This window comes from Moorella sp. E308F (genome assembly GCF_006538365.1).
GTDB lineage: Bacteria > Bacillota > DSM-521 > Neomoorellales > Neomoorellaceae > Neomoorella.
Map to the genome: position 1 here is coordinate 352,266 of NZ_BJKN01000003.1, position 25,323 is coordinate 377,588.

Annotated in this window: 28 protein-coding genes and 1 riboswitch; of the genes, 24 read left to right on the top strand and 4 right to left on the bottom strand. The window is 53.3% G+C overall.

Going from position 1 to position 25,323, the window contains the following annotated elements; translation table 11 throughout:
• The first annotated feature begins 57 nt into the window (after positions 1-57).
• The 8 genes from pseB (at position 58) to E308F_RS14525 (ending at position 9,731) form a co-directional block, all read left to right on the top strand.
• Positions 58-1,089: a UDP-N-acetylglucosamine 4,6-dehydratase (inverting) gene (gene pseB, locus E308F_RS14490; RefSeq protein ID WP_141265604.1), complete on the top strand. Its 1,032-nt coding sequence runs from the start codon at positions 58-60 to the stop codon at positions 1,087-1,089.
• Entirely contained in the window at positions 1,086-2,315 is a 1,230-nt protein-coding gene (gene pseC, locus E308F_RS14495) for a UDP-4-amino-4,6-dideoxy-N-acetyl-beta-L-altrosamine transaminase (RefSeq protein ID WP_141265605.1), read from the top strand. The genes pseB and pseC overlap by 4 nt, the downstream gene beginning before the upstream one ends.
• Entirely contained in the window at positions 2,306-3,037 is a 732-nt protein-coding gene (locus E308F_RS14500; RefSeq protein WP_141265606.1) for a cytidylyltransferase domain-containing protein, read from the top strand. Before pseC ends, E308F_RS14500 begins: the two co-directional genes overlap by 10 nt.
• A complete protein-coding gene (pseG, locus tag E308F_RS14505; protein WP_141304188.1) occupies positions 3,034-4,590 on the top strand; it encodes a UDP-2,4-diacetamido-2,4,6-trideoxy-beta-L-altropyranose hydrolase in 1,557 nt (518 codons plus the stop codon). Before E308F_RS14500 ends, pseG begins: the two co-directional genes overlap by 4 nt.
• 34 nt (positions 4,591-4,624) lie before the next feature.
• Positions 4,625-5,677: a pseudaminic acid synthase gene (pseI, locus tag E308F_RS14510; protein ID WP_141265607.1), complete on the top strand. Its 1,053-nt coding sequence runs from the start codon at positions 4,625-4,627 to the stop codon at positions 5,675-5,677.
• Positions 5,678-6,034: 357 nt separating this feature from the next.
• Positions 6,035-7,147, top strand: a complete 1,113-nt coding sequence (locus E308F_RS14515) for a flagellin (RefSeq protein ID WP_141265608.1) — start codon at positions 6,035-6,037, stop codon at positions 7,145-7,147.
• A gap of 2 nt (positions 7,148-7,149) precedes the next feature.
• On the top strand, positions 7,150-7,818 hold the full coding sequence (locus E308F_RS14520; RefSeq protein WP_216364567.1) for a hypothetical protein: 669 nt from the start codon (positions 7,150-7,152) through the stop codon (positions 7,816-7,818).
• A complete protein-coding gene (locus E308F_RS14525; RefSeq protein WP_141265610.1) occupies positions 7,815-9,731 on the top strand; it encodes a motility associated factor glycosyltransferase family protein in 1,917 nt (638 codons plus the stop codon). Before E308F_RS14520 ends, E308F_RS14525 begins: the two co-directional genes overlap by 4 nt.
• Here E308F_RS14525 and E308F_RS14530 read toward each other — a convergent pair.
• The 3 genes from E308F_RS14530 to E308F_RS14540 form a co-directional block, all read right to left on the bottom strand.
• Entirely contained in the window at positions 9,712-10,602 is an 891-nt protein-coding gene (locus E308F_RS14530; RefSeq protein WP_141265611.1) for an endonuclease, read from the bottom strand. The two genes, E308F_RS14525 and E308F_RS14530, sit on opposite strands and share 20 nt — an antisense overlap.
• 210 nt (positions 10,603-10,812) lie before the next feature.
• Positions 10,813-11,070, bottom strand: a complete 258-nt coding sequence (locus E308F_RS14535) for a type II toxin-antitoxin system VapC family toxin (RefSeq protein WP_141265612.1) — start codon at positions 11,068-11,070, stop codon at positions 10,813-10,815.
• A 173-nt stretch (positions 11,071-11,243) separates the two neighbouring features.
• Positions 11,244-11,498, bottom strand: coding sequence for a type II toxin-antitoxin system Phd/YefM family antitoxin (locus E308F_RS14540; protein WP_141265613.1), 255 nt, complete (start codon positions 11,496-11,498; stop codon positions 11,244-11,246).
• Positions 11,499-11,648: 150 nt separating this feature from the next.
• On the opposite strand from E308F_RS14540, the gene E308F_RS14545 reads away from it, so the two are divergent.
• The 5 genes from E308F_RS14545 (at position 11,649) to E308F_RS14565 (ending at position 14,743) form a co-directional block, all read left to right on the top strand.
• Complete coding sequence (locus E308F_RS14545; RefSeq protein WP_141265614.1) at positions 11,649-12,011, top strand: flagellar protein FlaG; 363 nt, start codon at positions 11,649-11,651, stop codon at positions 12,009-12,011.
• Between the two features lie 13 nt (positions 12,012-12,024).
• Complete coding sequence (gene fliD / locus E308F_RS14550) at positions 12,025-13,473, top strand: flagellar filament capping protein FliD (protein ID WP_141265615.1); 1,449 nt, start codon at positions 12,025-12,027, stop codon at positions 13,471-13,473.
• 117 nt (positions 13,474-13,590) lie between these two features.
• The gene (gene fliS / locus E308F_RS14555; protein ID WP_141265616.1) at positions 13,591-14,007 is read left to right on the top strand and encodes a flagellar export chaperone FliS; all 417 of its coding nucleotides are present in this window, start codon (positions 13,591-13,593) and stop codon (positions 14,005-14,007) included.
• A 2-nt stretch (positions 14,008-14,009) separates the two neighbouring features.
• Positions 14,010-14,498: a flagellar export chaperone FlgN gene (flgN, locus tag E308F_RS14560; protein ID WP_141265617.1), complete on the top strand. Its 489-nt coding sequence runs from the start codon at positions 14,010-14,012 to the stop codon at positions 14,496-14,498.
• A gap of 41 nt (positions 14,499-14,539) precedes the next feature.
• Entirely contained in the window at positions 14,540-14,743 is a 204-nt protein-coding gene (locus E308F_RS14565; RefSeq protein WP_141265618.1) for an AbrB/MazE/SpoVT family DNA-binding domain-containing protein, read from the top strand.
• Positions 14,744-14,783: 40 nt separating this feature from the next.
• Here E308F_RS14565 and E308F_RS14570 read toward each other — a convergent pair whose 3' ends face one another.
• Complete coding sequence (locus E308F_RS14570) at positions 14,784-15,353, bottom strand: Uma2 family endonuclease (protein ID WP_141265619.1); 570 nt, start codon at positions 15,351-15,353, stop codon at positions 14,784-14,786.
• Between the two features lie 283 nt (positions 15,354-15,636).
• Positions 15,637-15,772: riboswitch (cyclic di-GMP riboswitch) on the top strand.
• 161 nt (positions 15,773-15,933) lie between these two features.
• Between E308F_RS14570 and flgB the strand changes: the two genes are divergently transcribed.
• The 11 genes from flgB (at position 15,934) to E308F_RS14625 (ending at position 25,312) form a co-directional block, all read left to right on the top strand.
• The gene (flgB, locus tag E308F_RS14575; protein ID WP_141265620.1) at positions 15,934-16,332 is read left to right on the top strand and encodes a flagellar basal body rod protein FlgB; all 399 of its coding nucleotides are present in this window, start codon (positions 15,934-15,936) and stop codon (positions 16,330-16,332) included.
• Between the two features lie 2 nt (positions 16,333-16,334).
• Positions 16,335-16,760, top strand: coding sequence for a flagellar basal body rod protein FlgC (gene flgC / locus E308F_RS14580; protein WP_141265621.1), 426 nt, complete (start codon positions 16,335-16,337; stop codon positions 16,758-16,760).
• A gap of 338 nt (positions 16,761-17,098) precedes the next feature.
• Complete coding sequence (fliE, locus tag E308F_RS14585) at positions 17,099-17,410, top strand: flagellar hook-basal body complex protein FliE (protein WP_141265622.1); 312 nt, start codon at positions 17,099-17,101, stop codon at positions 17,408-17,410.
• A gap of 177 nt (positions 17,411-17,587) precedes the next feature.
• Positions 17,588-19,165, top strand: coding sequence for a flagellar basal-body MS-ring/collar protein FliF (fliF, locus tag E308F_RS14590; protein WP_141265623.1), 1,578 nt, complete (start codon positions 17,588-17,590; stop codon positions 19,163-19,165).
• A gap of 11 nt (positions 19,166-19,176) precedes the next feature.
• Positions 19,177-20,187 (top strand): flagellar motor switch protein FliG, encoded by a 1,011-nt coding sequence (gene fliG / locus E308F_RS14595; RefSeq protein ID WP_141265624.1) that lies wholly within the window; start codon positions 19,177-19,179, stop codon positions 20,185-20,187.
• Positions 20,177-21,001 carry a FliH/SctL family protein gene (locus E308F_RS14600; RefSeq protein WP_172613977.1) on the top strand — a complete coding sequence of 275 codons (825 nt, stop codon included), beginning with the start codon at positions 20,177-20,179 and terminating at the stop codon, positions 20,999-21,001. Before fliG ends, E308F_RS14600 begins: the two co-directional genes overlap by 11 nt.
• Entirely contained in the window at positions 20,998-22,308 is a 1,311-nt protein-coding gene (fliI, locus tag E308F_RS14605) for a flagellar protein export ATPase FliI (protein ID WP_141265625.1), read from the top strand. Before E308F_RS14600 ends, fliI begins: the two co-directional genes overlap by 4 nt.
• Before the next feature lie 61 nt (positions 22,309-22,369).
• Positions 22,370-22,804 (top strand): flagellar export protein FliJ, encoded by a 435-nt coding sequence (fliJ, locus tag E308F_RS14610; RefSeq protein ID WP_141265626.1) that lies wholly within the window; start codon positions 22,370-22,372, stop codon positions 22,802-22,804.
• 39 nt (positions 22,805-22,843) lie between these two features.
• Positions 22,844-24,385 carry a flagellar hook-length control protein FliK gene (locus E308F_RS14615; protein ID WP_141265627.1) on the top strand — a complete coding sequence of 514 codons (1,542 nt, stop codon included), beginning with the start codon at positions 22,844-22,846 and terminating at the stop codon, positions 24,383-24,385.
• A gap of 64 nt (positions 24,386-24,449) precedes the next feature.
• On the top strand, positions 24,450-24,887 hold the full coding sequence (locus E308F_RS14620; protein ID WP_253260489.1) for a flagellar hook capping FlgD N-terminal domain-containing protein: 438 nt from the start codon (positions 24,450-24,452) through the stop codon (positions 24,885-24,887).
• 56 nt (positions 24,888-24,943) lie between these two features.
• Entirely contained in the window at positions 24,944-25,312 is a 369-nt protein-coding gene (locus E308F_RS14625) for a TIGR02530 family flagellar biosynthesis protein (RefSeq protein WP_141265629.1), read from the top strand.
• The last annotated feature ends 11 nt before the right edge of the window (positions 25,313-25,323 follow it).

The following is a 25,323-nucleotide window of genomic DNA, read 5'->3' on the forward strand; positions in this document are numbered from 1 at the left end:
GGAGAAAAATAGTGCTAGAAAAATTGTAATCTTTTTACTAAAGGACGTGAGTTATAGGTGGAGTGGCATGGCTTAAGCGTTTTAGTCACTGGCGCTACAGGCTCTTTTGGACGGAAATTTGTAGAAATTGTTTTAAGGGAGTATAAACCTAGGCGGTTAATCATTTTTAGTCGCGATGAGCTAAAGCAACACGAAATGCGTCAGATTTATGATGACAAGGCAGCCGGTTCCCCGATCAGGTACTTCATTGGAGACGTGCGGGACCGGGAGCGACTATACAGAGCTTTTGCTGGAGTAGATATTGTTGTACACGCCGCAGCGCTGAAACAGGTTCCCGCCTGTGAATATAACCCATTTGAAGCGGTAAAAACAAATGTTTTAGGTGCCCAGAATGTTATCGAAGCGGCTATAGACAGGGGCGTAAAGAAAGTTATAGCCATCAGTACCGATAAGGCTGTAAACCCAGTTAATCTATATGGAGCAACCAAGCTTTGTGCGGAAAAAATGTTTATTCAGGCGAATGCATATGCCGGGGCAGGTGGGACACGATTTGCGGTTTGTCGATACGGCAACGTGGTAGCCAGCAGGGGTAGTGTTATTCCGCTTTTTGCACGCCAGCGTGAAAACGGTGTGGTTACCGTCACGGACCCCCGTATGACACGCTTTTGGATCACGCTGGAACAGGGTGTACGCTTTGTTTTGCGCTGTCTAGAGCTAATGCGTGGCGGGGAGATTTTTGTGCCCAAGATCCCGAGCATGAACATCATGGATCTTGTAGAGGCAGTGGCCCCTGGGTGTCGAGTTGAGTATATCGGGATAAGGCCGGGAGAAAAATTGCACGAAGTGTTGATTTCCGAAGATGAGGCCCGCCATACTGTAGATGTGGGCGATATGTACGTAATTAAACCACTACACCCATGGTGGCAAACAGGCAACTGGTCGGAAGGCACACCCTTACCAGATGGTTTCCGTTTCTCGAGTGATAAGAATGAGTGGTGGCTTAGGGTGGAACAGCTGCAAGACTTAATCGCAACATATGGATTTGCACCAGATGTTGAAAGAACGCCTCACGGAGGCAAACTGGAATGAAAGACGGTTTACAGCAATTTGACGGAACAAAAGTAAATGATGGGAAGCTTCAAGGAGATCGCTTTCTTCCCTATGCGCGGCATTGGGTAGACGCACAAGACATAGAGGCTGTATTAGAGGTGTTATCCTCCGAGTGGTTGACTACGGGACCAATGGTGGGGCGTTTTGAGGAAGCGGTTGCAGATTTTGTAGGTGCGAGAGAAGCCGTAGCGGTGTCGAGTGGAACGGCGGCGCTTCACGCGGCAATGTACGCCCTTGGCATAGGGCCGGGAGATGAGGTTATTGTCCCTCCGATGACTTTTGCGGCTACCGCTAACTGCGTCGTTTTCCAGGGTGGGACCCCGGTGTTTGCCGATGTGAACCCGGAAACCCTGTTGCTTGATCCCGAGCAGGTCCGCGCCAAAATTACGCCACGTACCAAGGCCGTGATAGCGGTGGATTATGCGGGACAGCCGTGTGATTACGATGCTCTGCGGCAGGTATGCGATAAATATGGGCTGGCCCTGGTGGCCGACGCCTGTCATGCTTTGGGAGCCACCTATAAGGGCCGAAAGGTTGGAACACTGGCTGACCTCACAGTGTTTAGCTTCCACCCTGCAAAGCACATAACCACAGGCGAGGGGGGCATGATTGTCACCAGCGACGCCGCTATGGCGCGGCGGATGCGTATTTTCCGTAACCACGGCATAACCGCCGATCACCACCAGCGAGCAACCCGGGGCACCTGGTACTACGAAGTGGTCGACCTGGGTTATAACTACCGCATCACGGATTTTCAGTGTGCTCTTGGCATAAGCCAGTTGCGCAAACTTCCGGCCTGGCTTGCCAGGCGGCGGGAATTGGCGCGCCAGTACGACGAAGCCCTCGCCGCTATACAAGGCGTTAGCCCGCTTAAAGTACGCCCGGAAGTTTCGCATGCTTACCACCTATATGTTGTGCGTTTAGATCGCGAGTATCTCCGCGTCGAGCGCGCCGGAGTTTTCAGGGCCCTGCGAGAGCGAGGTATCGGAGTAAACGTGCATTACATCCCGGTTCACTTACACCCATTTTACCGGGAAAAATTCGGTACGGGCCCGGGCCTTTGCCCGGTGGCAGAAGCCGCGTATGAAGAAATTCTTTCACTGCCCCTATTTCCGCAGATGATTGAAGACGATGTCAATACTGTAGTTAGATGTTTGGTGGAAGTAATTAATAAACGTGCTGGAGAGAAAGTGGAATGCGAATAGTGGCCATTATCCAGGCTCGGGTAGGATCAACCCGGCTCCCTGGAAAGGTACTAATGAATATTTTAGACAAGCCAGTGCTTTGGCATGTAGTTCAAAGAACTTCCCAATCCAAGCTAGTAGAGGAAGTGGTTGTCGCTACGACCACGAACGAGGCGGATCAAGCCATCGTTTCCTTATGCCAGGCGCAAGGCTGGCTTTATTTCCGGGGCAGTGAAGGAGATGTTTTAGACCGGTATTATCAAACCGCAAAGCAATATCACGCTGATGTTATTGTGCGCATCACCTCGGATTGCCCGTTAATCGATTCCGAAGTGATCGATCAGGTTATAAAGACGTTCATAGAAGGACAACCAAAGCTGGATTACTCCAGCAATACATTGCCCCCGCGAACTTTCCCGCGCGGCTTGGATACAGAGGTTTTTTCTCTATCTACTCTTGAACGCGCGTGGAGGGAAGATGCCAACCCGGCCACGAGAGAACACGTAACTCCCTACGTTTATCGCCATCCGGAGAAATTCCAGCTTCAAGGTATAACCAATAATGTAGATTATTCGTATATGCGCTGGACGGTGGATACTCTAGAGGATTTGACTTTTGTTCGCAAGATTTTCGAGTATTTCGGGAACAATGGGTTTACCTGGCGAGATGTGCTCTATGTGCTCAATGAACATCCGGAGTGGTTAAAAATCAACAGGCACGTTCAACAGAAGGTGGTGCCGTGAGCACTGAGAACCGAACGCTAATAATTCGTGCCGACGCTAATACCCGGATTGGCACCGGCCATCTAATGCGCTGCCTGGCTCTAGCGCAAGCCTGGCAGGAGCATGGCGGGAAGGCAGTCTTTATTACTGCTTGTAACAGCTCTGCTTTGAAGCAGCGGCTTCGGAATGAAGGGTTTGACGTAGTGGAATTGCAGTGCGCGCATCCGGATCCTGCAGACCTAAAAACAACAATGAGCGTGCTGGCAGCGCATCCCGAAGCCTGGCTGGTGCTGGACGGCTATCACTTTGATTCTACCTATCAGCGACTGGTTAAAGAAGCAGGCCATCGGTTGCTGGTCATTGATGACATGGCCCATCTTGACCGTTATTATGCTGACATCGTTCTGAATCAGAACATTCATGCTCATAAACTGCATTATATCTGCGAACCTTACACCCGGCTGCTTTTGGGTACGAAGTACGTGCTGTTACGGCGAGAGTTTTGGCCATGGCGGAATTACAAGAGAGAGGTTCCCGAAGTAGCGAAAAAGGTTCTGGTGACAATGGGCGGAAGTGACCCTGATAATATCACCCTGAAGGTCATCCGGGCTCTAGCTCAGATAGATATACCCGATTTGGAAGCGGTGGTTGTCGTCGGCCCGTCCAACCTACACAGGGAGACGCTGCACCGGGCGGCCGAATCCAGCCCGCTCTCGATCAGTCTGATTGAGAATGCTGCAAATATGCCTGAACTGATGGCGTGGGCAGATATAGCTATTTCGGCAGGGGGAACTACTGTATGGGAACTCTTGTTTTTGGGTGTTCCTACACTTACTTTGCCAATCGCTAATAATCAACGGGAAATTACGAGGGTATTGAACGAGTGGGGTTTCGTGGAGAGTTTAAAGGGTTTAAATTGGTTTCAAGATGCAATCGGTATAGACGTAGGTCGCCTAATTTACGAAAGACTGCAACGCATTATTTTGGATAATGATATTCGTATTCTCCTGTCACTGCGTGGTAGACAACTAGTAGATGGGTGTGGTGTACTGCGCATTGCAAATGTTCTTTTGGGGCAAGCAGTAGAAGATATCCATCTTCGTCCGGTCTTTCCTGAGGATTGTTCTCTTTTATGGGAGTGGGCAAATGATCCTGTAGTACGTACCTGTTCTTTCTCGTCTGAGCCTATACCCTGGATTCAGCATCTCAAATGGTTCCAAAGTAGAAGGAAAGATCCTAATACCGTGCATTTTATCGCCACAAATGAGGAATCTTGCCCTATTGGGCAAGTAAGATTCGATATACATGGAACAGAAGCTGAGATTTCATTGAGTTTATGTGAATCTTTTCGGGGACGAGGCTTTGGAACCAAATTGATCCGTTTAGCTGTTGGCGAGCTTTTTCGAATCACCCCGTCTGTGGTAACTGTTCATGCCTACGTAAAACCTACAAATCAGGCATCTATTCGTGCCTTTGAAAAGGCTGGATTTAAGATACATGGTGTAGAGGTAGTCCGTGGTGGACACGTGGCGATACATCTGAGTTTAGCAATAGACAATAATGTTACGCATTAAACATGCATTGTCAATAACTTAGGGGAGATATTTTTTGAAATCCTACATTGAGATTAATAGCCGAAAGATTGGTACTGATCATCCGGTATATATTGTGGCGGAGATATCTGCCAACCACAACCAAAAATTCGATCAGGCTGTCGAACTCATCAAAGCTGCTAAGGAAGCCGGTGCGGATGCGGTCAAGTTCCAAACATATACACCTGATACCATGACCATCAAGAGCGACAGGCCGGAATTCCGCATTGGGGGCGGAACGTTATGGGATGGCAAAACCCTCTACGACCTCTACGCCGAAGCGTACACTCCCTGGGAATGGCAACCTAAACTCAAGGAAGTGGCCGCAAACCTGGGGCTTGATTTCTTTTCTACCGCTTTTGATCCCACGGCTGTAGACTTTCTAGAAGAAATAGGAGTACTAGTGCATAAGATCGCCTCTTTTGAGATTGTGGATATCCCCCTCATAGAAAAGATGGCTCGTACCGGCAAGCCCCTGATTATCTCTACAGGCATGGCCACCCTGGGAGAGATCAAAGAAGCTGTCCAAGCTGCCCGTAATGCCGGGGCGGTCCAGATTGCTTTGCTTAAATGTACCAGTGCCTATCCTTCTCCGCCTGAAGAAATGAACCTGCGTACCATTCCGCATTTAGCTGAGTCTTTCGGTGTTCCTGTAGGTCTTTCCGATCACACTCTTGGGATGGCCGTACCCGTGGCTGCGGTAGCCCTGGGTGCTTGCATCGTGGAGAAACACTTTACGCTCTCGAGGAACATACCGGGGCCTGACAGCGCTTTTTCACTAGGACCGCACGAGTTCAAGGCAATGGTGGAGGCTATCCGTACAGCAGAGAAGGCCCTGGGTAAAGTTCACTACGGCGTGAGCGAACGAGAAGCCAGGAGCAGAGTTTTCAGACGCTCGCTTTTTGTGGTGAAAGACATGAAGGCTGGCGAAGTATTTACCGAGGAAAATATACGTTCCATTCGTCCAGGACATGGCCTGCATCCGCGGTACTTAAAAGATGTACTGGGACGTAGGGCCACACAAGATATTCCTGCGGGCACCCCGCTAACCTGGAGTATGGTGGGTTGAACGGTGGTCAACCGTGGGTGCTAACCATTTTTCATTATTTACGCATATTTTGGCTATTGTTTAGATTTATTAACCATTTGGTTTTGGCATGCAAAAAATGCATAACTATTTAAATTTTATATAGACATATGAGTGAACATCTAAAACTCTGAAAGGAACTAAATAATTTTGTCCGATTGACGATATTAAAAGATGCGAGAACGGAAGTCATGAAAGATCCTTTTTAGGGGGTGGTAGGTGACCAAAAGCAAAAGGATACTTATTGTTAGAGCATTTTTTATCATGTATCCAGAAGTTATTGCTGAACTAAGGTAACGGCAGGGATGCCAAAATTAATGTCAAGGAGGATGACTTTAGGTGCGTATCAACCAAAACATTTCGGCCCTCAATGCTTACCGGAACTTGACAGTTACCAATAACGCCCTAACCAAATCCATGGAGAAGTTGTCTTCGGGCCTGCGGATCAACCGGGCCGCCGACGATGCCGCCGGGCTGGCCATCAGCGAGAAGATGCGCGGCCAGATAAGGGGCCTAAACCAGGCGGTGCGCAATGCCCAGGATGGTATCTCCTTGATCCAGACGGCTGAAGGGGCATTAAATGAGACCCATAGTATTTTACAACGTATGCGGGAACTGGCGGTGCAGTCGGCCAACGATACCAACACTGCTACTGACCGCTGGGAGATCCAGAAGGAGATAAACCAACTTTCCGAAGAATTGACCCGTATTGCCAATACGACTGAATTCAACACCAAGAACCTTTTAGGCGGCAATTTTAATGGTACATTCCAAATTGGGGCCAATCAAGGGCAGAGTATAACGCTTCAGATCAACGGGATGACGTCAGAAAAACTAAATACACAGAATAGAGCGGCTGCATTAGCTCTGGACGGCGGCGTAACCAAGCTAGCAAGCGCTACAGTTGCTAGTGGCTTCGCTGATGGTGCCTATCAGTTAGAAGTAAGTATCGGAACTTCCGGGACCTATACTTTTAAGTTGTTGGATAGCGAAGGAACTCTTAAGACAAGCGCGAATGTCACTGGCACTGCCAGTTCAGTTAATTTAGTTGTTAGTGGTGCAACTTTAACTATTAAAGCCTCCGGCGGATTTAGTAATGCCGGAATTGCTGAAGGTACAGCAAAAGTATATGTTGTAGGGAAGAATAAAGGAATCAGTGTCATCACCCAGGAAAATGCCAATGATGCTATTACAATTATAAATAACGCCATCGAAGCTGTCTCTGCCGAGCGTGCCAAACTTGGTGCCTATCAGAACCGCCTGGAGCATACCATCGCCAATCTTAGTGTAGCCGCGGAAAACCTGACGGCGGCCGAGTCCCGCATCCGCGATCTAGATATGGCCCAGGAAATGATGGCTTTCACTAGGAACCAGATCCTCTCCCAGGCTGGTACGGCTATGCTGGCCCAGGCCAACGCCCAGCCGCAGACCGTACTGCAACTGTTACGGTAATCTTGAAGCAAAATTATATAATAAAGAAAGCCGGCCTGCAGGGCCGGCTTTCTTTGAAAGCCGGGGGAAAGATGCGGTTAATATTTGATGATGCGGAAATAACCCTAACAGAAGCGACCATTGAAGAAGTGTTACAAGAGGTGGCCCTTCTTACTCGCCAGGCTAATGAAGGGGGCCGTGTTGTGGCCCGTACCCTGGTGGACGGCCAGGAAGTAGCCGATCTGGAGGCTTTCCTCCGGGGGCGCATATACCCGCCGCCGGAAGTTATTAAGATTACCACCCTTACCCCCACCGCCCTGGTAAGCGAGGCGATAAATACTGCCCTTACATTTCTTCCGTCTCTGCACGAGGATATACTGCAGAAGGCCACAAAACTAGTTCAAGGGCAAAATATCGGCGGCGATTCCTGGGCGCGATTCCTGGAGGGGCTGGACTGGCTGAACTCTTTGCTTGCTGGCGTGCTGCAGCACCATCATTTAAGTGAGCCGAAAAAGAAAGAAGTTTCTTTCCTGGCGGAAGAATTGCGGCAGTCTCTAAGGGAAATGGCGGCTGCCTGGGAACAGGGGGATGTGGTAGGGTTGGCTGATGCGCTGGAGTACCGGCTGGCACCATTAATAGATGACTGCCTGGCATTTTTTACCTCATTAAGCAGCGAGGGGGAGCGCCGGTGAATCCAACAGCCAGCCTGATTTATCGCAAAAACGCTCGCCTGTTACAAAGGTATAGCCCGGAGCTGTTTCGCGACCTTGAAAAGGCAAGTTTACCTGACAAATGGCAAGTCATTCTGTCCCGCAGCGGGGAACCCACGGTGATAGTTATTACCCCGGACCAGGAATTCGCCCTGCATAGCCGCTATGATCCGAAACGGGAGGCTGAAACCTGGGCCGGGAGTATTAACGCCGATGCTGAGATGCTGGTCATCCTGGGCCTTGGCCTGGGCTATCACCTGGAGGCATTGCGGCGGTTGCATCCCCGGAAAACCATTCTGGTGCTGGAACCGCAGCTGGAGGCTGTCAAGCTCGCTTTTGCCACCCGAGATATGAGCAGCCTTCTTAAAAGCGGCCAGTTCTATCTCTTGGTTGTACCTGACCCGGGGGATGCAGCGGCCCAACTAGCCGCCATCCTGGCTGAAAACGCCGGTAAAAAGATATCTTTAGAGGCCCTGCCGGCTTACCAGAGGATTTATAAAGAATACTGGCACCGTGTTTGCCAGGAGGTCACCGACAGGCTGCGGCAGCGTCGGGTCAACTGGGCCACTACGGAAAACTTTATGTACCAGTGGTTGTATAATTATCGCCATAATTTTTTCTCCTATATAAATGCACCGGGAGTGAACCGCCTTTTTGATTCTTTTGCCGGCAGGCCGGCGATAATCGTTGCTGCCGGGCCATCGCTGGAAAAAAATATCCACCTCCTGCCGTCACTCAAGGAAAAAGCCCTTATCCTGGCAGCCGGGTCAGCTATCAGGGTTCTGGAGAAAAACGGTATTAAGCCCCACCTCCTGGTTTCTTTTGATCCAGGAGAAGCTAATTACCAGCACTTTGCCGGTTTCGATGGGAGCGATATACCCCTGGTTTACGCGCCGGTCATCTACCCCCGTATTATCCAGGAGTACCCGGGGCCGCTTTTAAGCTGCGAACTAAATGTATCCCCTTTTATTGAGTGGTTTGACGAGAAAATAGGCGACAGAAAAGGCATCCTCATCAGCGGGCCTTCGGTAGCCAACGTTTGCCTCGACCTGGCAGTGAAACTGGGAGCCAACCCTATTATCCTTGTGGGGCAGGACCTGGCCTTTACCAATAATAAAACCCATGCCGACGGCGCCAGGCATCAAAAGAGCATCGATCCTGAAAAGGGTAAGTATATCTGGGTAGAAGATATTTACGGTGGCAAGGTGCCTACCACTACGGCTTTTTATTCTATGCTGGTTTGGTTTGAGCAGTATTTGCGGGCTCTAGAGGGGAAAAGGCTGGTGATTGATGCTACCGAAGGGGGCGCCCGCATCCGAGGGACAGAAGTTATGCCCCTCCAGGAGGTTGCCGGTCGTTACTTGCAACAGGAGTTTGCCCCAGCAAAAATAATCGCGGAAAGGATTGCCGGTTACTCGCCGCCCGGGCCTGATCAAATGCGCCGGTTACGGGAGGCGCTGGATGAACTCGGGACCTCCCGGAAAGACCTGCGGTCCTGTTTTGAAGAGGGGATAAAGGTAGCCCAAAGCTTGCTGGAAAAATGCCAGAAGAGAACGGTAAAACCAGCCAATTATGAGAGGGCAAGGAGAAAATTTGCGAGCTTAGACCGACGCATAACGCAAAATACTTTTTACCGCTTATTTATTATCCAGGGCCTGGCCGCCCGTATCGATGCCATTAACCGGGTCCTTAGTGAAAGGCTGAACGAAGAAAAGGATTTGCCCGCCAAAGGAGGAAAGTTAGCTTCTTTATATTTAACATTCTTCACCGAGGTCGAACGTTACGCCGGCTATACTGAGGCTTTGTTAAAAGAAATAGCAGCAGGACTTGAAGAACGGGAACCAAGACTGTCAGAGGGTGAGACGGGGGACCGGGTTAATCAAAATCAGCGATAGTGTTCTGGCAGTTTGCCCCAAAACGCCTGCGCAGTTCCGCGTCCTTGGCTAAGAGCCGCCGGGTTATGTCCAGCCGCTTTGCTTTGGAGGGTATCATATCGGTATAAGGTTTAATCAAAGCGATTAATTGTTTAATCGTCGCCTGCCGCCCGCTGTCAAGGCCGTATCCATGGCCGTAAGGGAAGGGTTTTAAGCGTAAAGTCAGGCCAAATATCTTTTCCAGATGCTGGCGTAGTAAATCGTTTTCTTGTGCTGTAAAGGCAAAGGTATAAAAAGTAAGGCGCGGGAAGATATAAAAGCCGTCTTTTTTACGGCTATAGTTTATAACCAGGCTGCCATCATCCATAAAAAGGCAGGCCAGGCCTACTGGATGGGTAAGTAATTTTATATTTTCTGGTGTGAGGCATTTGCGATTATTGATGTAGAAGATGTTGTATAACCGGGTAAGAACAGGCAGGGATGGGCTACGCAAATGGTTGTCCTTTGAAATTTTAAAACCCAGTCCTTTCAGCTGTCTGGCTTTCCAAACCCGGTAGTCCCGTTGGGATGGGGCAAAATGTTCGCGATAAAATGCCTGGCGGCTACGCGGTGCGAAACTTAGGCAGCCATCGCCCATTAAGCTACCGACGATGATATTTAGTTCATACGAGTTTAGCTCAAGGTCCGGTAGATTATTTAAATATTTTTCTTCCTTGGCTTGCATCAGTTTTTTATGTAGCTCTTTCTTATAGCTATCGCTTTTTTTAATACCATAACGAGAGGCGAGTTTGCGCAACTTATTTTCGGTTATTCCCAGCTTTTCTGCCAAGAGCTTATTATCGGTATCGGGGTAATGTTGGGCTAAATAGGCTTGCAAGTCTTCATTTGACATCCTCGCACCTACTTTTATCAGGTAGAGAAAGGCTATTTTTAATATACCATACGAACTAATGTGCGTCAATACTCTTGTAGTCTAGAAAAAACGTAATAATCATCTCACAGCTTGACCAGCATCGAGGCGGGTTAAAGTTCCGCAAGGTAAGACTAGCTTTTGCAGATGAAAAGGCAGCTTAATTGTATTGCTTATATTATGGAAGATTCATTATTGGTACTCACTCAATAAGCGTACAAAATTAAGGTCATGCTTTACGGCATTGTACAAACGCTGATCAGCAGTAAAAAACTCGCATCCTTTCAACTGGGCCGCAACGATATAAGCGGCATCATAGGCGGTAATCTGATATTTGCGGCTTAAAGAAAAAACTTTTTCCGCCTCTTTTTCAATATCTATCCATATGATTTGCAAGGAAAAAAAATTCCTTTGCTGTTTTAAATAAAATTTCCTCGCTAATCCTGCCACGTCTGGCAGCTACCAAACAAGCATTGATTAGCTCGAGGACCAGCAATCTTGGCTCGCAAAGGCTGATCCGGCCTAAAGCGTAGTCCAGCATTAATTTCTTGGCCCTGGGGAAAGCTCGTCAGGAAAATAGGCGCAGAGAATAGCGCTGGCATCTGCTACGATGTCCAATGTTCCTACCTCGTTTCCAACTCTTTGCGCGAGTCTTGATATATTTCTCTAGCTGTTATACCCGCATCCTCCATGGCCGCGTAGAGTTCCTGCATAGCAAGAAAATTTTTAATGCGGCGCAGGCTGGCATATTCTTCGTAAGGAAGGAGGGCAGCTACCGGCTTACCACTTTTTTCCAATACCACGTTTTCCCGATCTTCCACTTGACGTATTACTTCAAGAAACTGTTCTTTAGCCTGGCTCACATTCATAGTCAGCATGATTGGACACCTCCACTAACCATATTATGTGACTATTAGAAAATGAAATCAAGCTGTAATTAGTTTTAGTTCAAATTTAAACCTCAAGCAGGACACTTATCTGTCGATATAATCCTCTAGGAGTTATTTTTACCCGCGGGGGTGGCAGTATTGCGGATCGAAGGAGTCGATCCTTTAATCCTAAACCAGGTCCAGAGCCAGACACAGAAACCGGCAGTGCAGGATGCTAAAAAGATTAATGTAGACAGCGAGCAGGAAAAGCGCCGGCAAGAGGGGCAGGCCGGGTATTCCCAGGGTAATTTAGAGCAGGCAGTAGAAAAGCTAAACGCTGCCACGGAGCTTTTCAACATTAAACTGCGCTTTAAGCTTGACCACGAGAAGGGCGAAATATATGTTTTGGTGATAGATGCCAAAGAAGGCAAGATTATCCGCCGCATTCCACCGGAAAACGTTCTGAAAGTAGCCAGCCAGATGCAACAGCTGGTGGGACTGCTCCTGGATGAGCTGATATAAGGGGTGTTCTAATATGGTGGGAAGCCTTTATATTTCCGGCCTGGCTTCGGGGCTGGATACAGACTCTATCATCAACCAGTTAATGGACATCGAAAGAATACCCCTGACCAGGCTGCAGCAGCGCAAAGACCAGTATAACGTGGAGAAAAACGCCTGGCACGATATTTATACACGGTTAAGCAACTTGCAGAGCAAACTCACCGATCTTAAACTTGCCTCCACCTTTACTGGCATGAAAGCCACCTCCAGCAATACCTCTGCATTGACGGCTTCTGCAGCCAGCAACGCTGTGGCCGGAAGTTATAAAGTAGGTATTATCCGGTTAGCCCAGGCCCATAAAGTGGCGAGCGTGGAGCAGTTAACGGCGGACGATAATAACAGCCTGGGTTTTAGTGGTACCTTTACCATTAAAGTAAATGGAATTGTAAGGACGATTACCGTCGATGCCGGTGATAGCCTGAACTCTATCAGCGCTAAAATCAATAAGAGCCCTGATGAAGGGGGAGCGGGGGACATTGTGACGGCCAGCGTCATTGACCACCGGCTTGTCATTGCGAGTAAAACAAGCGGCGCTAATGGGGGAATACAGTTTAATGATGATGCTACGACCCATATATTGAATAGCCTTAAAATAATAGATGCAACCGATACTACCAAGCTCCTGGCAGGTGCAGAGATTGCACGCGCCCAGGATGCCGAATTTACCATCGATGGCCTCACTATAACCCGCTCCTCCAATACCATTACTGATGTCATCCAGGGGGTTACCCTGAACCTCCTGGCTGTAACTGACACCGATGGTAATGGTACCATTGAAGCGGCGGAAACTTTGAGTTTGGATATAGGCAAAGATACCCAAAAAGCCGTCGATGCTGTTAAAGCTATGGTGGATCAATATAACTCGGTTATGGATTTTATCAGTACCAAAGCCGGGGATGAAGGCGATTTACAGGGTGATCCTACCCTGGCGCGGGTGCAGAGTTATTTATGGCAACTGATGACAGCTGAAATAGCAGGCATAACGGGTCCTTACCAGACCCCCTGGAGCATCGGCATTTCCACCGGGGCCACGGTGGGCAGTGCTTCGTTAACATTCGACCGCAGCGGTAAATTAACCCTGGATACGGAAAAACTGACGGCCGCTCTGGAAGATGACCCGGCAGCCGTCATGGCTGTCTTTACCAATGACAGCGGCACCGGGCTGGTTGACAGGCTGGATGATTATCTTACTTCCCTTGTCCGCTCCGGAGATGGCATTATTCCCTCTCGGGAAAAGTCTTTGCAAGATATTATGGACGACCTTGACGACCAGATCGCCCGCATGGAAGACCGGCTTGCTATAAAGGAAGAGCAGCTCCGGCGGCAGTTTACGGCTATGGAGCAGGCCCTGGCGGCTTTGCAGAGCCAGGGGAACTGGCTGGCCGGGCAGATTGCGTCCCTGAGCGCTTACCAGGTAAGGTAGTGTTTTTATTGAAGTAAAAGATACGGATAAGAGAAGGCTCTGCAACCCTGCCCGCAGAGATGACAGGCTTGAACAGCAGTATACGCCGAAATGCGGATAGAGAACGAGGTGCAACTTATGGCTGTAAATAATCCGTACCAGACTTATCAACAAAACCTTGTCCAAACCTTGTCCCAGGAAAAGCTGGTGCTGATGCTTTATGATGGAGCCTTGCGCTTTTGCCGCCAGGGGCTGGTTGCTATGGAAAAAAAGGATTATGCCGGAGTAAGCAATAGCCTGGGCCGGGCCCAGGATATCCTGAGCGAACTGATGGCGACCTTAAACAGGGATGTAGGAGAAATTGCAGAGAACCTCTATAAGCTTTACGACTTCATGTATCGTCACCTGGTCCAGGCTAACGTAAAAAAGAGCGCAACTATGATTAATGAAGTAATCGACCTGTTACAGCAGCTGCGCGACACCTGGGAAGAAGCGACAAAAAAATACCAGTCCCACGATTATCGCACCAGAGTTGGGATGAACTGGCAGGGCTGATAATGAGCGAGATAGAAATAGTGGCCAGGCGGCTTTTGCAGGCGTATTATCAGGAAATAGAACTGATGCAGGTATGGCAGCAAAACTTAGAGCAACAACAGCAAGCCATTCAAGCCGGCGTCTGGGATGAATTAAATAATCTCATAGCAGAAGCCGCTTCCTGGAGGGAAAGGCTGACCCGGGCGCGGCAGGCTACCCGGCAGCTTGAAGAATTCCTGGTATTAGTTTCAGGGTGTGAAGCTCTGGAGTGGGAAAAGATTGAGTTCCTGCCAGAGGCAACCCGCCAGGAGCTGGCCGGGGCTACCCGGCAGGTGCGATCCCTTTGGGAGGAATGCCGGCATTTGCAGGAAGCTAATCTAAAAAATATACAAAAAGCTATGGCAGCGATTAAGTTGGAATTGGAGCAGGTACAAACAGCCCGGCAAATGGCCCGGGCCTACAGACGGGAAAATAAAACCGCTGTACCCCGGTGTCTGGACCGGCGGCTATGAGTTAAGAAGGGGCAGCGAGCGGGGGCAGGAGAAGGAAGACCATGAGCAAGCAGATTGAAATAACAAAACTATCAAGCCGGGGGCAGGTAGTTATCCCGAAAGAGATCCGGCAGCAGCTGGGATGGGAAACGGGCGATCACGTGGCTGTGGAAGTGCAGGGGGATATGGTAATCCTGCGGCGCCTGCAGCTGGAAAGCTGCCGGCAAGAAAGGCACCAGCAGGTGAGGATGAGTTTAATCAAGTAGATGAAGAAACGGGTGCGGGGAAAGCGGTAAAAGCCCGGGGCTAATCTCCCGGTAAAATATCCTGGACGGGAATGTTTAGCCCCGGGAAAGCCAGCGGTGAAATATGGTCGCCGCGCCCGTATTCTTTAACCTCTCTATACCCGGAGGGCGAAGGCAGGCGATAGGCAGTCACCTGCTGCGCCTGCAGGTTAACCAGCCATACTTCCTTAACCCCACCCTTTGCATAGAGGTTTGCCTTTACTTCGCGGTCATAAGCCATCGAAGTGTCGGACACCTCGACTAACAACAATACGTCCTCCGGCCGGGGGTGGAAAGAAGCATAATAATCATCACGGGCCTTAAGCAACATCAAGTCAGGCTGGGGTTCCGAGTGTTGGTCCAGGCGTAAAGGGTTGTTGGTGTCTACCAGGGCATTATCGCCTATTTTGGTGCTAAAGATATGAAGCAGCCGTCTGACACACGCGGCGTGCCTGGTCCCTATCGGCACCATCTCTATAATCTCCCCCTCGATCAGCTCTACCCGGTCGTCTTCTCCCAGGATGCCTGCCCGGGCCATCTGGTAAAACTCCTCAACAGTAAAACGTCGGCGAGGAACCTCGACTGCCGCCATTCTTTAGACCCCCCTTTCTTCTGTCCTTCCCTTAATGTTATATATTATAGCCCTATATCCTTTCCAGGATGATTGTCGTATCTATACCGAATCCCAGGCCGGTTGGGATGGCTATATTATACCACAGTTGGAAGCGAAATCTTTAGAGGAAAGAAAAATAGGAAGCTGTTCCCGGAGGGGTGGAACGGCTCATTTTTTTGGTTGATTTTCTCCCGACATGCAGGAATTTGGCAAATCGTGTTGAATAAATATCGAAAATACAACGGTAAAATTTTCTTACTCCGGGCGTCAAGGGCAAGCTCTCCGAAAGGGGATGCGCGCAAAGCCATGGGTCTAAGGTCCGTGTCTTCCGGGGCAGGGCTTGTACGCTTCTTGTTTCTAGCCCCGGGGTGAAGGACTATGACTGCCAGGCCGCCGTTCCCGGTTCCTTTGAGACGCCCGGTAAACGGGCTTTTCTTTTAGGACTAAAGTCCCAGACTAATTTGGGCCTTAAGCCCGATACCCAAATTCCCATAGAAATGCTAAAGTGGTAACCGCTGGAGAAAAATATCGTTTTTCCGGGAAAGAGGGGGAAACCTGGATGTTTATGACGCCGGCTTTATATGTCCTGGAAAAGGCCCTGGACACGGCGGCTTTACGCCAGCGGGTCATCGCCCACAACATCGCCAACGTCAATACCCCGGGCTTCAAGCGCTATGATGTCTCCTTTGAAGAGAAACTCGGCCAGGCCCTGGGACTGGAGCCGGGTCTAACCCTGTACCGTACGAACCCCTATCATCTGCCGTCAGCCAGTCTGGATCTTACCCCGGAGGTTAATCAGGATAACAGCACCACGATGCGTCAGGACGGCAATAACGTAGATATCGACCGGGAGATGGTCGACCTGGCCCAGAACAGCTTGAACTTTAACTTTGCCGTCCAGCAGCTAAACGGCCGGCTGGCCATGCTGCGCTATGTGATTAACGAAGGGAGGCGGTAGGGGTGGAATTATTGCCGGCCCTGGCTATCAGCGCTTCCGGCCTTACGGCCGAGCGCCTGCGCCTGGACCTAATTGCCAACAATCTAGCCAATATCAATACCACCAGGACACCCCGGGGCGGCCCCTACCGGCGGCAGGTGCCGGTTTTTGCGGAGAAACTGCGGGAAGCGCTGGGACAGTCGCCGGACCAGGCTCCGGGCAGGGGAGTGGAGGTCGCGGCTATTGTTGAGGATAACACGCCGCCCCGCCTGGTATACGACCCGTCGCACCCGGATGCCGACCCTGATGGTTATGTGGCATTGCCCAATATCAATATCGTTAATGAAATGGTGGACATGATCACCGCCACCAGGGCCTATGAGGCCAACGTCACCGTCCTTAATGCGGCCAAGGCCATGACCATGAAGGCCCTGGAGATCGGGCGTTAGAGGTATGGTATGGCTGCCGCCCCAGCCATGAAGTATGAAAATATATGGCTGGGAAAAGGGGCTGGAGGGTACAGGCGGAGGGCGACTTGGTTCGAGGCGTCAGCAAACTCAGCGAAGCCGTAGCGAGGCGGCGGTGAACGGGATGGGGATCGTAACGTGGCTTAGGAATAAGAAGTAGCACACCCCGTGATGCATGATTGAAACGCCAAAAGTTTAGCCACCCCCGCCGCCGAGCAAGGCTGAGCGCTAAGTTTGCTAGCTGAGAACCACCGGAGCCCGGAGGCTGTACCCTCCAGCCTGAAGGAAGCTGGGTTATAACTTTCAGGAGGAAAATGCACATGCTCCTTTCACCTGTATCCCTTTTAATGCCGGCTCCCCTTCAGGAGAGCCAGCAGTCCCGGCCCGTTCCCCAGGGTACAGGAGCCGTAGCCGGGTCTTTTGCAGAAATCCTGATGGAAAAACTGGGGGAAATCAATACCCTGCAGCAGCAGGCCGATGCCCTCACCCAGGAGTACCTGGCCGGTAAAATCGAGGACGTTCACCAGGTCATGCTGGCCCTGGAACAGGCCAACCTTTCCCTCCAGCTGGCCGTGCAGGTGCGCAATAAGGTCGTGGAGGCTTACCAGGAAATCTCCCGCATGCAGTTCTAGTGCCGTCCTTGAGCCGGGTCGGCAGCAGCGCGGCACTTGAGGGGAGAGCAGTTGCTTGCCCTGGACCGGCAGGGGGCGGTGCGGCAGGCGGTGAAAGTTAGGTGCAGGGGAGGCATTTTTCCTGGTAGTGATATTAATTATGGTTAGCAAAGCAATATTGCCTTCCGGGAGCTCAAAATGAAGCTTAAACAAATTCTGGACAGGATAAAAAATTTCTGGCAGGGTTTAACTCCCGGGCGGCGTTCGGCCCTCCTGGCCATCAGTATAGCCGCTCTGCTGGGTGGCGCCTTTTTGCTGCAGTGGCTGCTGAAGCCCCAGTACGCACCACTGTTTACCAATTTGCAGCAGCGTGATGCGGCGGCGGTAGTGGAAAAGTTGAAAGAAATGAAGGTGCCCTACCGGCTGGCCGGCGAGGGGACGACCATCCTGGTGCCCAAGGACCAGCTCTACCAGCTGCGCCTGGACCTGGCCAGTGCCGGGGTTTTAAACAGCGGCCAGGGGTTTGAACTCTTTGACCAGAACAAGCTGGGGATGACCGATTTTGAGCGCAATCTAGATTACCAGCGCGCCCTCCAGGAAGAGCTGCGGCGGACCATCGTTGCCCTGGACGAAGTGGAAGACGCCAGGGTGCACCTGGTCATTCCCCAGCCCAGCGTCTTTCTACAGGAACAGCAGCCGCCTTCGGCGGCGGTAATGCTAAAACTTAAACCCCTGGCCCGTTTAAAACCGGAACAGGTCAAGGGCATCATGGAGCTGGTGGCGGCCAGCGTAGCGGGCCTCAAGCTCGAGAATATCCGCGTTATTGATATGTACGGCAACGTCTTGAGTGACGGCCTGGCCGGCAGCGACGCGGCGCCCTTAAGCCAGAAGCAACAAATCCAGATGGAACTGAAGAGACAGTATGAAAGGGACCTGGAACAGCGATTGCAAGCCATGCTGACCCAGATCCTGGGTCCAGGTAAAGCTGTGGCCATGGTCACCGCCGACCTGAACTTCGACCAGCAGGAAATTAAGCAGACGGTGTGGGGCAAGGAAGGCGCTTTGAGGAGCGAGCAAGTTAAAACGGAGCAGGGCAGTACCGGCGGCACCGGTGGACCGGCGGGGACGCCGGCCAACACCCAGCCTCCGGTATACCAGGCCCTTAACCCGGCAACGGGGAATTATAATAAATCCGATACTGTTCATAACTATGAGCTTGACCAGACCCAGACCCATACCATCGTGGCTCCCGGCCAGGTAAGGCGGCTTTCTACGGCGGTGGCTGTCAACGGCCCGGTGACCCCGGCCCTGAGAACCCAAATACAAAATATCGTCGCCGCTGCTATAGGCTTCGACCAGGCCCGGGGCGATCAGATTAACGTTGAACCAATACCCTTTGACAACTCCCTGCAGCAGCAGATGGCGGCGGAGATGGAGGCCCGGCAGCAGCGCCAGCAACTGCTCCAGCAGTACCTTCTCTGGGGAGCGGCAGGGCTGGGGGGCTTGCTCTTACTGGTGGTGCTGGTCATGCTTCTGTTACGCCGCCGGCGACAGAAGACTTTACAAGCGGGGCTCCCCGGCGCGGCATTAACAGCTGGCATGCAGGCTGGTGTACCGGTAGAACCCCTGGTAGTTGAGCCGGTAGAACCGGTGGATGTGGAAAAAGAACGCCAGGAAGCCGAACGCAAGGCCAAACTGGAGCGCTTACGGGAAATCATCCGCCAGCGGCCGGAGGATGCAGCCTTACTTATCAGGGCCTGGCTGGCGGAGGACTAGGGGTGGCTTGATTGGCGAAGCAGAAAGCTCTTTCCGGCCTGGAAAAGGCAGCGATTTTTTTGATTACCATCGGGCCGGAGTTATCATCTTTAATTTTAAAACAAATGGCCCAGGAAGATATTGAGCGCATTACTTACCAGATTGCCAACACTACCTCTATCGACCCGGCAACCATGCAGCAGATTGTCGATGAGTTCCTGCAGCTAAGCGATGCCCATACGTTCATCCTCCAGGGAGGGATGAAATATGCCCGCGAGGTGCTGGAAAAAACCCTGGGGCCGGCGCGGGCTTCGGAAATTATAAAAAAACTTATGGCCACTTCCAAAATCCGGCCTTTCAATATGATCCGCAAGGCCGACCCCAAGCAGCTGGTGAACTTTATTTACAACGAGCATCCCCAGACTATAGCCCTGATCCTGGCCTACCTGGAACCCGAGCAGGCAGCGATAGTGTTGGGTGCCCTGCCGGACCAGGTACAGGCCGACGTGGCCAAAAGGATTGCCCTCATGGAGCGGGCTTCCCCGGAAACGCTGCGGGAGCTGGAGAGCATCATGGAACAGCGTTTGTCCTCCCTGGTGGAGCAGGACTTTGCCGTGGCCGGCGGTTTAAAAAGCCTGGTGGACATCTTGAACCGGGCCGACCGCAGCACTGAGCGGACCATCCTGGAAGCTCTGGAACAGGATGACCCTGAACTGGCCGACGAGATCCGCAAGCGCATGTTTGTCTTTGAAGACATCCTGACCCTGGATGATACCTCAATCCGCAGGGTTCTCAGGGAAGTCGATCTCAAAGACCTGGCCCTGGCCCTCAAGGCGGCCAGCGAAGAAGTGGCCAACCGCATTTACCGCAACCTCTCCAAGCGGGCCGGCGAGATGCTCAGAGAGGATATCGAGTACATGGGGCCGGCGCGCCTGCGGGATGTGGAAGAAGCCCAGCAGCGTATTGTCCAGATTATCCGGCGTCTAGACGAAGCCGGCGAGATTATCATCGCCCGGGGAGGCGAAGACGCCATTGTTGTCTAGGATACTCAAAAAAGCTGGAACTGATGGGGGTGAAAGAGAGATCCCCCTGCGCACCCTGCAGGTGGATTCAGCTATAGATTTAACCGGAGAGCAAGAGACAGGTAGTCCCGAAGACCGGACCGTAGTGGAAGCTGCCGCCCAGGAAGTGACTGCTGCCCGGGAAAAGGCGGCCGCCATCCTGGAGCAGGCCCGCCGGGAGGCGGCGGCCATTAGGGAGGCAGCCTTGGAGGAGAGGCAGAAAGCCCTGGAAGAGGGGCGTGCTGCCGGGGAGGCCAAGGGCTATCAGGAGGGCCTGTCCCGGGCGGAGGAGGAAGCTCTTAGTATCCGCCGGGAGGCCGAAGCCGCCCGGGAAGAAGCCCGGCAGGTTCTGGCAGAAGCGCAGAGGGCTTATCAGGAAACAATCAGCGCCGCTGAGGGTGACATTATCGAACTGGCCCTGGCCATTGCCAGTAAAATAATAGGCCAGGAAATAGAACTGCGGCCGGACCTGGTGGTAGAAATGGCCCGCCAGGCAATCCGCCAGGTGGCCGAGGGGCAGAATTACATAATTTACGCCTCCCCGGAGGCAGCCGGGACTATCCGGCAGCGCCGGGCCGAACTCCTGGCGGAAGCAGCGCCGGGGGCGCGGCTCCAGGTAATTGCCGACCCGAGCTTTAAGGCTGGGGGATGCCGGGTAGAGACGGAAAACGGCTTTATCGACGCCGGCGTCGACAGCCAGCTGGAAGAACTGAAAAAGATCTTCCGGTTGGACGCCCGTGCTGCTCATGCAGCACCTGCAGGAGAGGCCTTTTTCCGGGCGGGTGGTCGGCCGTGAGCCTGGCCATCGACTTCACTACCTACCGGCAGCGCCTGGCATCAGCTAGCCTCTGGCGCCGGGGAGGCAAAGTTACCCGGGTGACGGGCCTCACCATCGAAGCCCGGGGCCTCAAGGCTGCCGTAGGTGAGCTTTGCTATATTTATAACAACGGTGCGGCCCCTGTCGTGGCCGAGGTGGTCGGCTTCCGGGAAGAAGTGACCCTCCTCATGCCCCTGGGGGAGCTGGAGGGCATTGGACCCGGCTGTCGGGTGATGGCTGCCGGCCACGGTCACCTCATCCCGGCGGGTAGGGAGCTGATGGGCCGGGTCCTGGACGGCCTCGGACGGCCGATGGATGGGAGGCCCCTTGCAGGGGACGCTCTCCAGCCGGTCAACAATTCTCCGCCCCATCCCCTGGCGCGGCGGCGGATTAAAGAGGTCCTGGCCACCGGGATCAAGGCTATCGACGGCCTCCTCACCTGCGGCTGCGGCCAGCGGGTGGGCATCTTTGCCGGCAGCGGGGTGGGCAAGAGCACCCTGCTGGGGATGATTGCCCGCCACAGCACTGCCGATATCAATGTCATTGCCCTTATCGGCGAGCGGGGCCGGGAGGTACGGGACTTTATCGAAGGCGACCTGGGACCGGAAGGCCTGTCCCGTTCTGTGGTAGTGGTCGCTACTTCCGACCAGCCGGCCCTGGTACGCATTAAAGGTGCCTTTACAGCGACGGCCATTGCCGAGTATTTCCGCGACCAGGGGCAAAACGTCCTCTTGATGATGGACTCTCTCACCCGCTTTGCCATTGCCCAGCGGGAGGTGGGGCTGGCCATTGGCGAGCCGCCAGCCACCAGGGGATATACCCCTTCCGTCTTTGCTTCCCTGCCCCGGCTGGTGGAAAGGGCCGGCAACGGGGCCAAAGGTTCCATTACCGGCCTGTACACGGTGCTGGTGGAAGGCGATGATATGAACGAGCCGGTGGCTGATGCTGTGCGCGGCCTCCTGGACGGCCACATCGTCCTTTCCCGGAAGCTGGCGGCCAGGAACCACTACCCGGCCATTGACGTCCTGCAGAGCATCAGCCGCCTTATGCCGGAAATTACTTCCAGAGAACAGCAGGATAAAGCGGGATACCTGCGGGAGTTGCTGGCTGCCTACCAGGAGGCGGAGGATTTAATTGAGATAGGGGCTTACCAGCACGGGTCAAACCCGAAGGTAGACGCGGCGCTGCAATATTATGATGCCATCCAGTCTTTTCTGCGCCAGGACGTAGATGAATACTATGATTTTAACGCCACCCTGGCCGGGCTGTCATCTATATTTACTTAAAGAATAATATCCCAGCTCTAACTTCTCATTTTCTCCATTTCATTTTCGGAGGCGTTACCCGGTGGCCGGTTTTCGCTTTTCCCTGGAAAGGGTACGTTCCTACAAGGCATCCCTGGAGGAACAGCTAAAACTGCAGCTGGCCGCGGCCCGCCGCCGCCAGGAAGAAGAAGAGAAGCGCCTGGAACATTACCGCCGGCTGCGGGCCTGCCGCCAGGCCCTTCAGGGGGAGTTAACGGCAGGTGATTTACTCCAGGAAGCAGCGCTGCTGGAAGCCCTGGACAGCCGCATTGCCGGCCAGCAGGAAAAGGTGGCCCGGGCTCGGCTGGCAGTGAGGGAGAAATGCGACCAGGTGCAGGTGGCCATGCGGGAGAGGAAAGTCCTGGACCGCCTGCGCGACCGCCAGCTGGCTATCTACCGCTACGACCTGGCCCGGGAGGAACAAAAACAAATAGATGAGGTGGCAGGAAGCCGCTGCCATCGCTGCTCGGGTGAATAACCTTTCAATAATATACATCGCCGGAAGGGGGTGAAAAAAATGACCGTACAGGCTGTAACAAGAACTGCCGGCTGGGAAGCCCCGGTCCGGGAACGGGATTGGCGTTCAGGCGCAGGAAGCGATTTTGCCCTTTACCTGGCCGGCCTGCTGCACCGGCCTGGCTTAACCCAGTTTGCCGGCAGGCAGGAACTGTCCGGGCAAGATGAGGGCTGGCAAGAAACGGCCGGTAAAGAGGTCGATGCTGTAAGACCCGGGGGCGCCGGCAGGGGCAAAGCCGCTACCATGCCGGAGGACCGGGCGGGCCACAAGGTTCGCGAAACAGGACCGGAGGGTGCCGGTGAAGACCGGACACCGTCCGGGGTGAAATCCCGGCAAGGCGAAAACCAGTCTGTTGCTTTGAAGCAGGAGGAAGCCCCGGCGGGACAGCAGGGAGCTAAAAAGGCGGCAGGAGATCCTGTCGCGTCAGGCGAGCCTGATGCAGCTGCTGGTAAAGCGTCCGCTGCCACCGCCAGGGCCGGCAACTCGCACCGGAGCAACATGCCGGCGGGTAACGGGGCACCGGCAGGTGAGGTTAATCTCTTAAACAAGGAGGGACCCGGTATCCTTTTTCCCGGCCGGAAAGCAGCCGGCTCTGAGGCTGTCACCGGCAAGTTCGCTGCGTCGGCGGCCACAGCTGCCCAGGGCAAAAAAGTGGCTGCGCTGGCGGCCGGGGAAGGAGCGGCGGTCTTGGCTGCCGCCGGTACCTCCGGAGCAGCGGGGGAAGAGGCAAGCCTTGCGCCGGAAGGTGTACTCATGGCCAGGGGAGATGGCGCGCCGGACTATGGCTCTAAAATAGAGGCCGCGCGCGGCTCAAAGGTCCCTGGCAGCAGGGAGGGTTTCCCGCAACCGCAGGGGATAACCGAAGGACAGGGCCAGGTAAAAGGTGGCGGCGCGTCATTTGCCCGGGCCGCCGGGGACTGGGCCGGTGCTCCATATGTGCAAGATGCCTTTAACCCTGCTAATCGCGACCTCGGAAGCAGCCCTGCCAGGGGGCAGAGGGGAACCGGGACTGCCGGTGGGCCGGGGATAACCGGTAACGACAGCATAGGGGCCGGACAGGGAAGCTTTCCAGCCCTTTTCCCGGGGAACGGCCAGCAGGCCGGTGGGGTTGTATTACCTGTAAGCAACCTGCCGGGGGTTTTGGCCACTATCATGGCTTCAGCCCGGATGAGCCGGTCCGGCAGCCAGCAGGAATTAGAAATCCAGCTCCAGCCGGAAAGCCTGGGGAATATGAAGCTTAAGGCCACCCTGGAAGGAGGTCGGCTGGTCCTGCACCTGCTGGTAGAAAACAGCGAAGCCGCCCGGGCCCTGCAGGCGGCGGTGCCGGAAATGCGCCAGGCTGTTGCCCAGCAAGGTTTACGCCTGGACCAGGTCCAGGTCCAGGTGGGCGGTGAAGGACCCGGCAGCGGTTCTCAGGCCGGGGATAGCGGCGAACAGAGCCGGGGATCACCGGGCTGGTACCGGGGAATGCCGGGCTGGGCAGGACATGAGGAAAAGGAAACAGTTTCTGCCTCCTGGTACCGCCTGGATTACCTGGCGTAGCTATTATCACCAACCCATCCAGCTCGTTTTAAATAACACCTTGAAGCAGTAGGAGGGACCAGTGGTGATCACCAGCAGTGTGACGGCCGCCGGCACGGAGACAGTTACCAGTGTAACTTCCCATGGCTTGAGCAAAGATGATTTCCTGAAGCTCCTGGCAGCCCAACTGACCAACCAGGATCCTCTAAATCCCGTGAGCGACACCGAGTTTATCGCCCAGATGGCCCAATTCAGTGCCCTGGAGCAAATGTATAATCTTAACGAGAATTTCAACCTGCTGCGGCAGGACCTGCAGGAGAGCATGATGCTCCAGGCGGTAAGCATGATGGGCAAAGAGGTAACGGCCGTAGTTGACGACCAGACCTTTACCGGAACGGTCAGTAAAATTAGCTGGACAGCAGAGGGGATCATGCTCCTGGTCGGGGGGCAGCAGGTACCTTTAGAGGCCGTTGCGGAAGTAGCGATGCCCGCAGCCCAGGCGGATACCGCGCCTGCCGGTTAAGTGGCCGCCCGGGGCCGGTTGCAGGGTTCAATAAAGTGCAGGGCGGGTGAGCGCTTTTGAACCGCATCGAGGGGCAGGCTTTAAAACCGTCGGTCGCCCAGGTAGGCAAGGTGCCGGCAGCCGGGAAGAGACCAGGTCAGGATTTCCAGGCCATCCTTAATGAAAAACTGGCGGGCCTGAAGTTTTCCCGCCACGCCAGCGAGCGCCTGGAAAGCCGGAAGATAAATCTCTCACCGGAGCAAATGGCCCGCCTGGAGCAAGGTGTGAACAAGGCCGCCGGTAAAGGTGCCCGGGAGTCCCTGGTCTTGCTGGATGACCTGGCCCTGGTGGTCAGCATTAAGAACCGTACGGTCATCACGGCGGCCAGCAGGCAGGAATTGCGGGAGAATGTTTTTACCAATATTGACAGCGCCGTTTTATTGTAGGGCCGGACCCC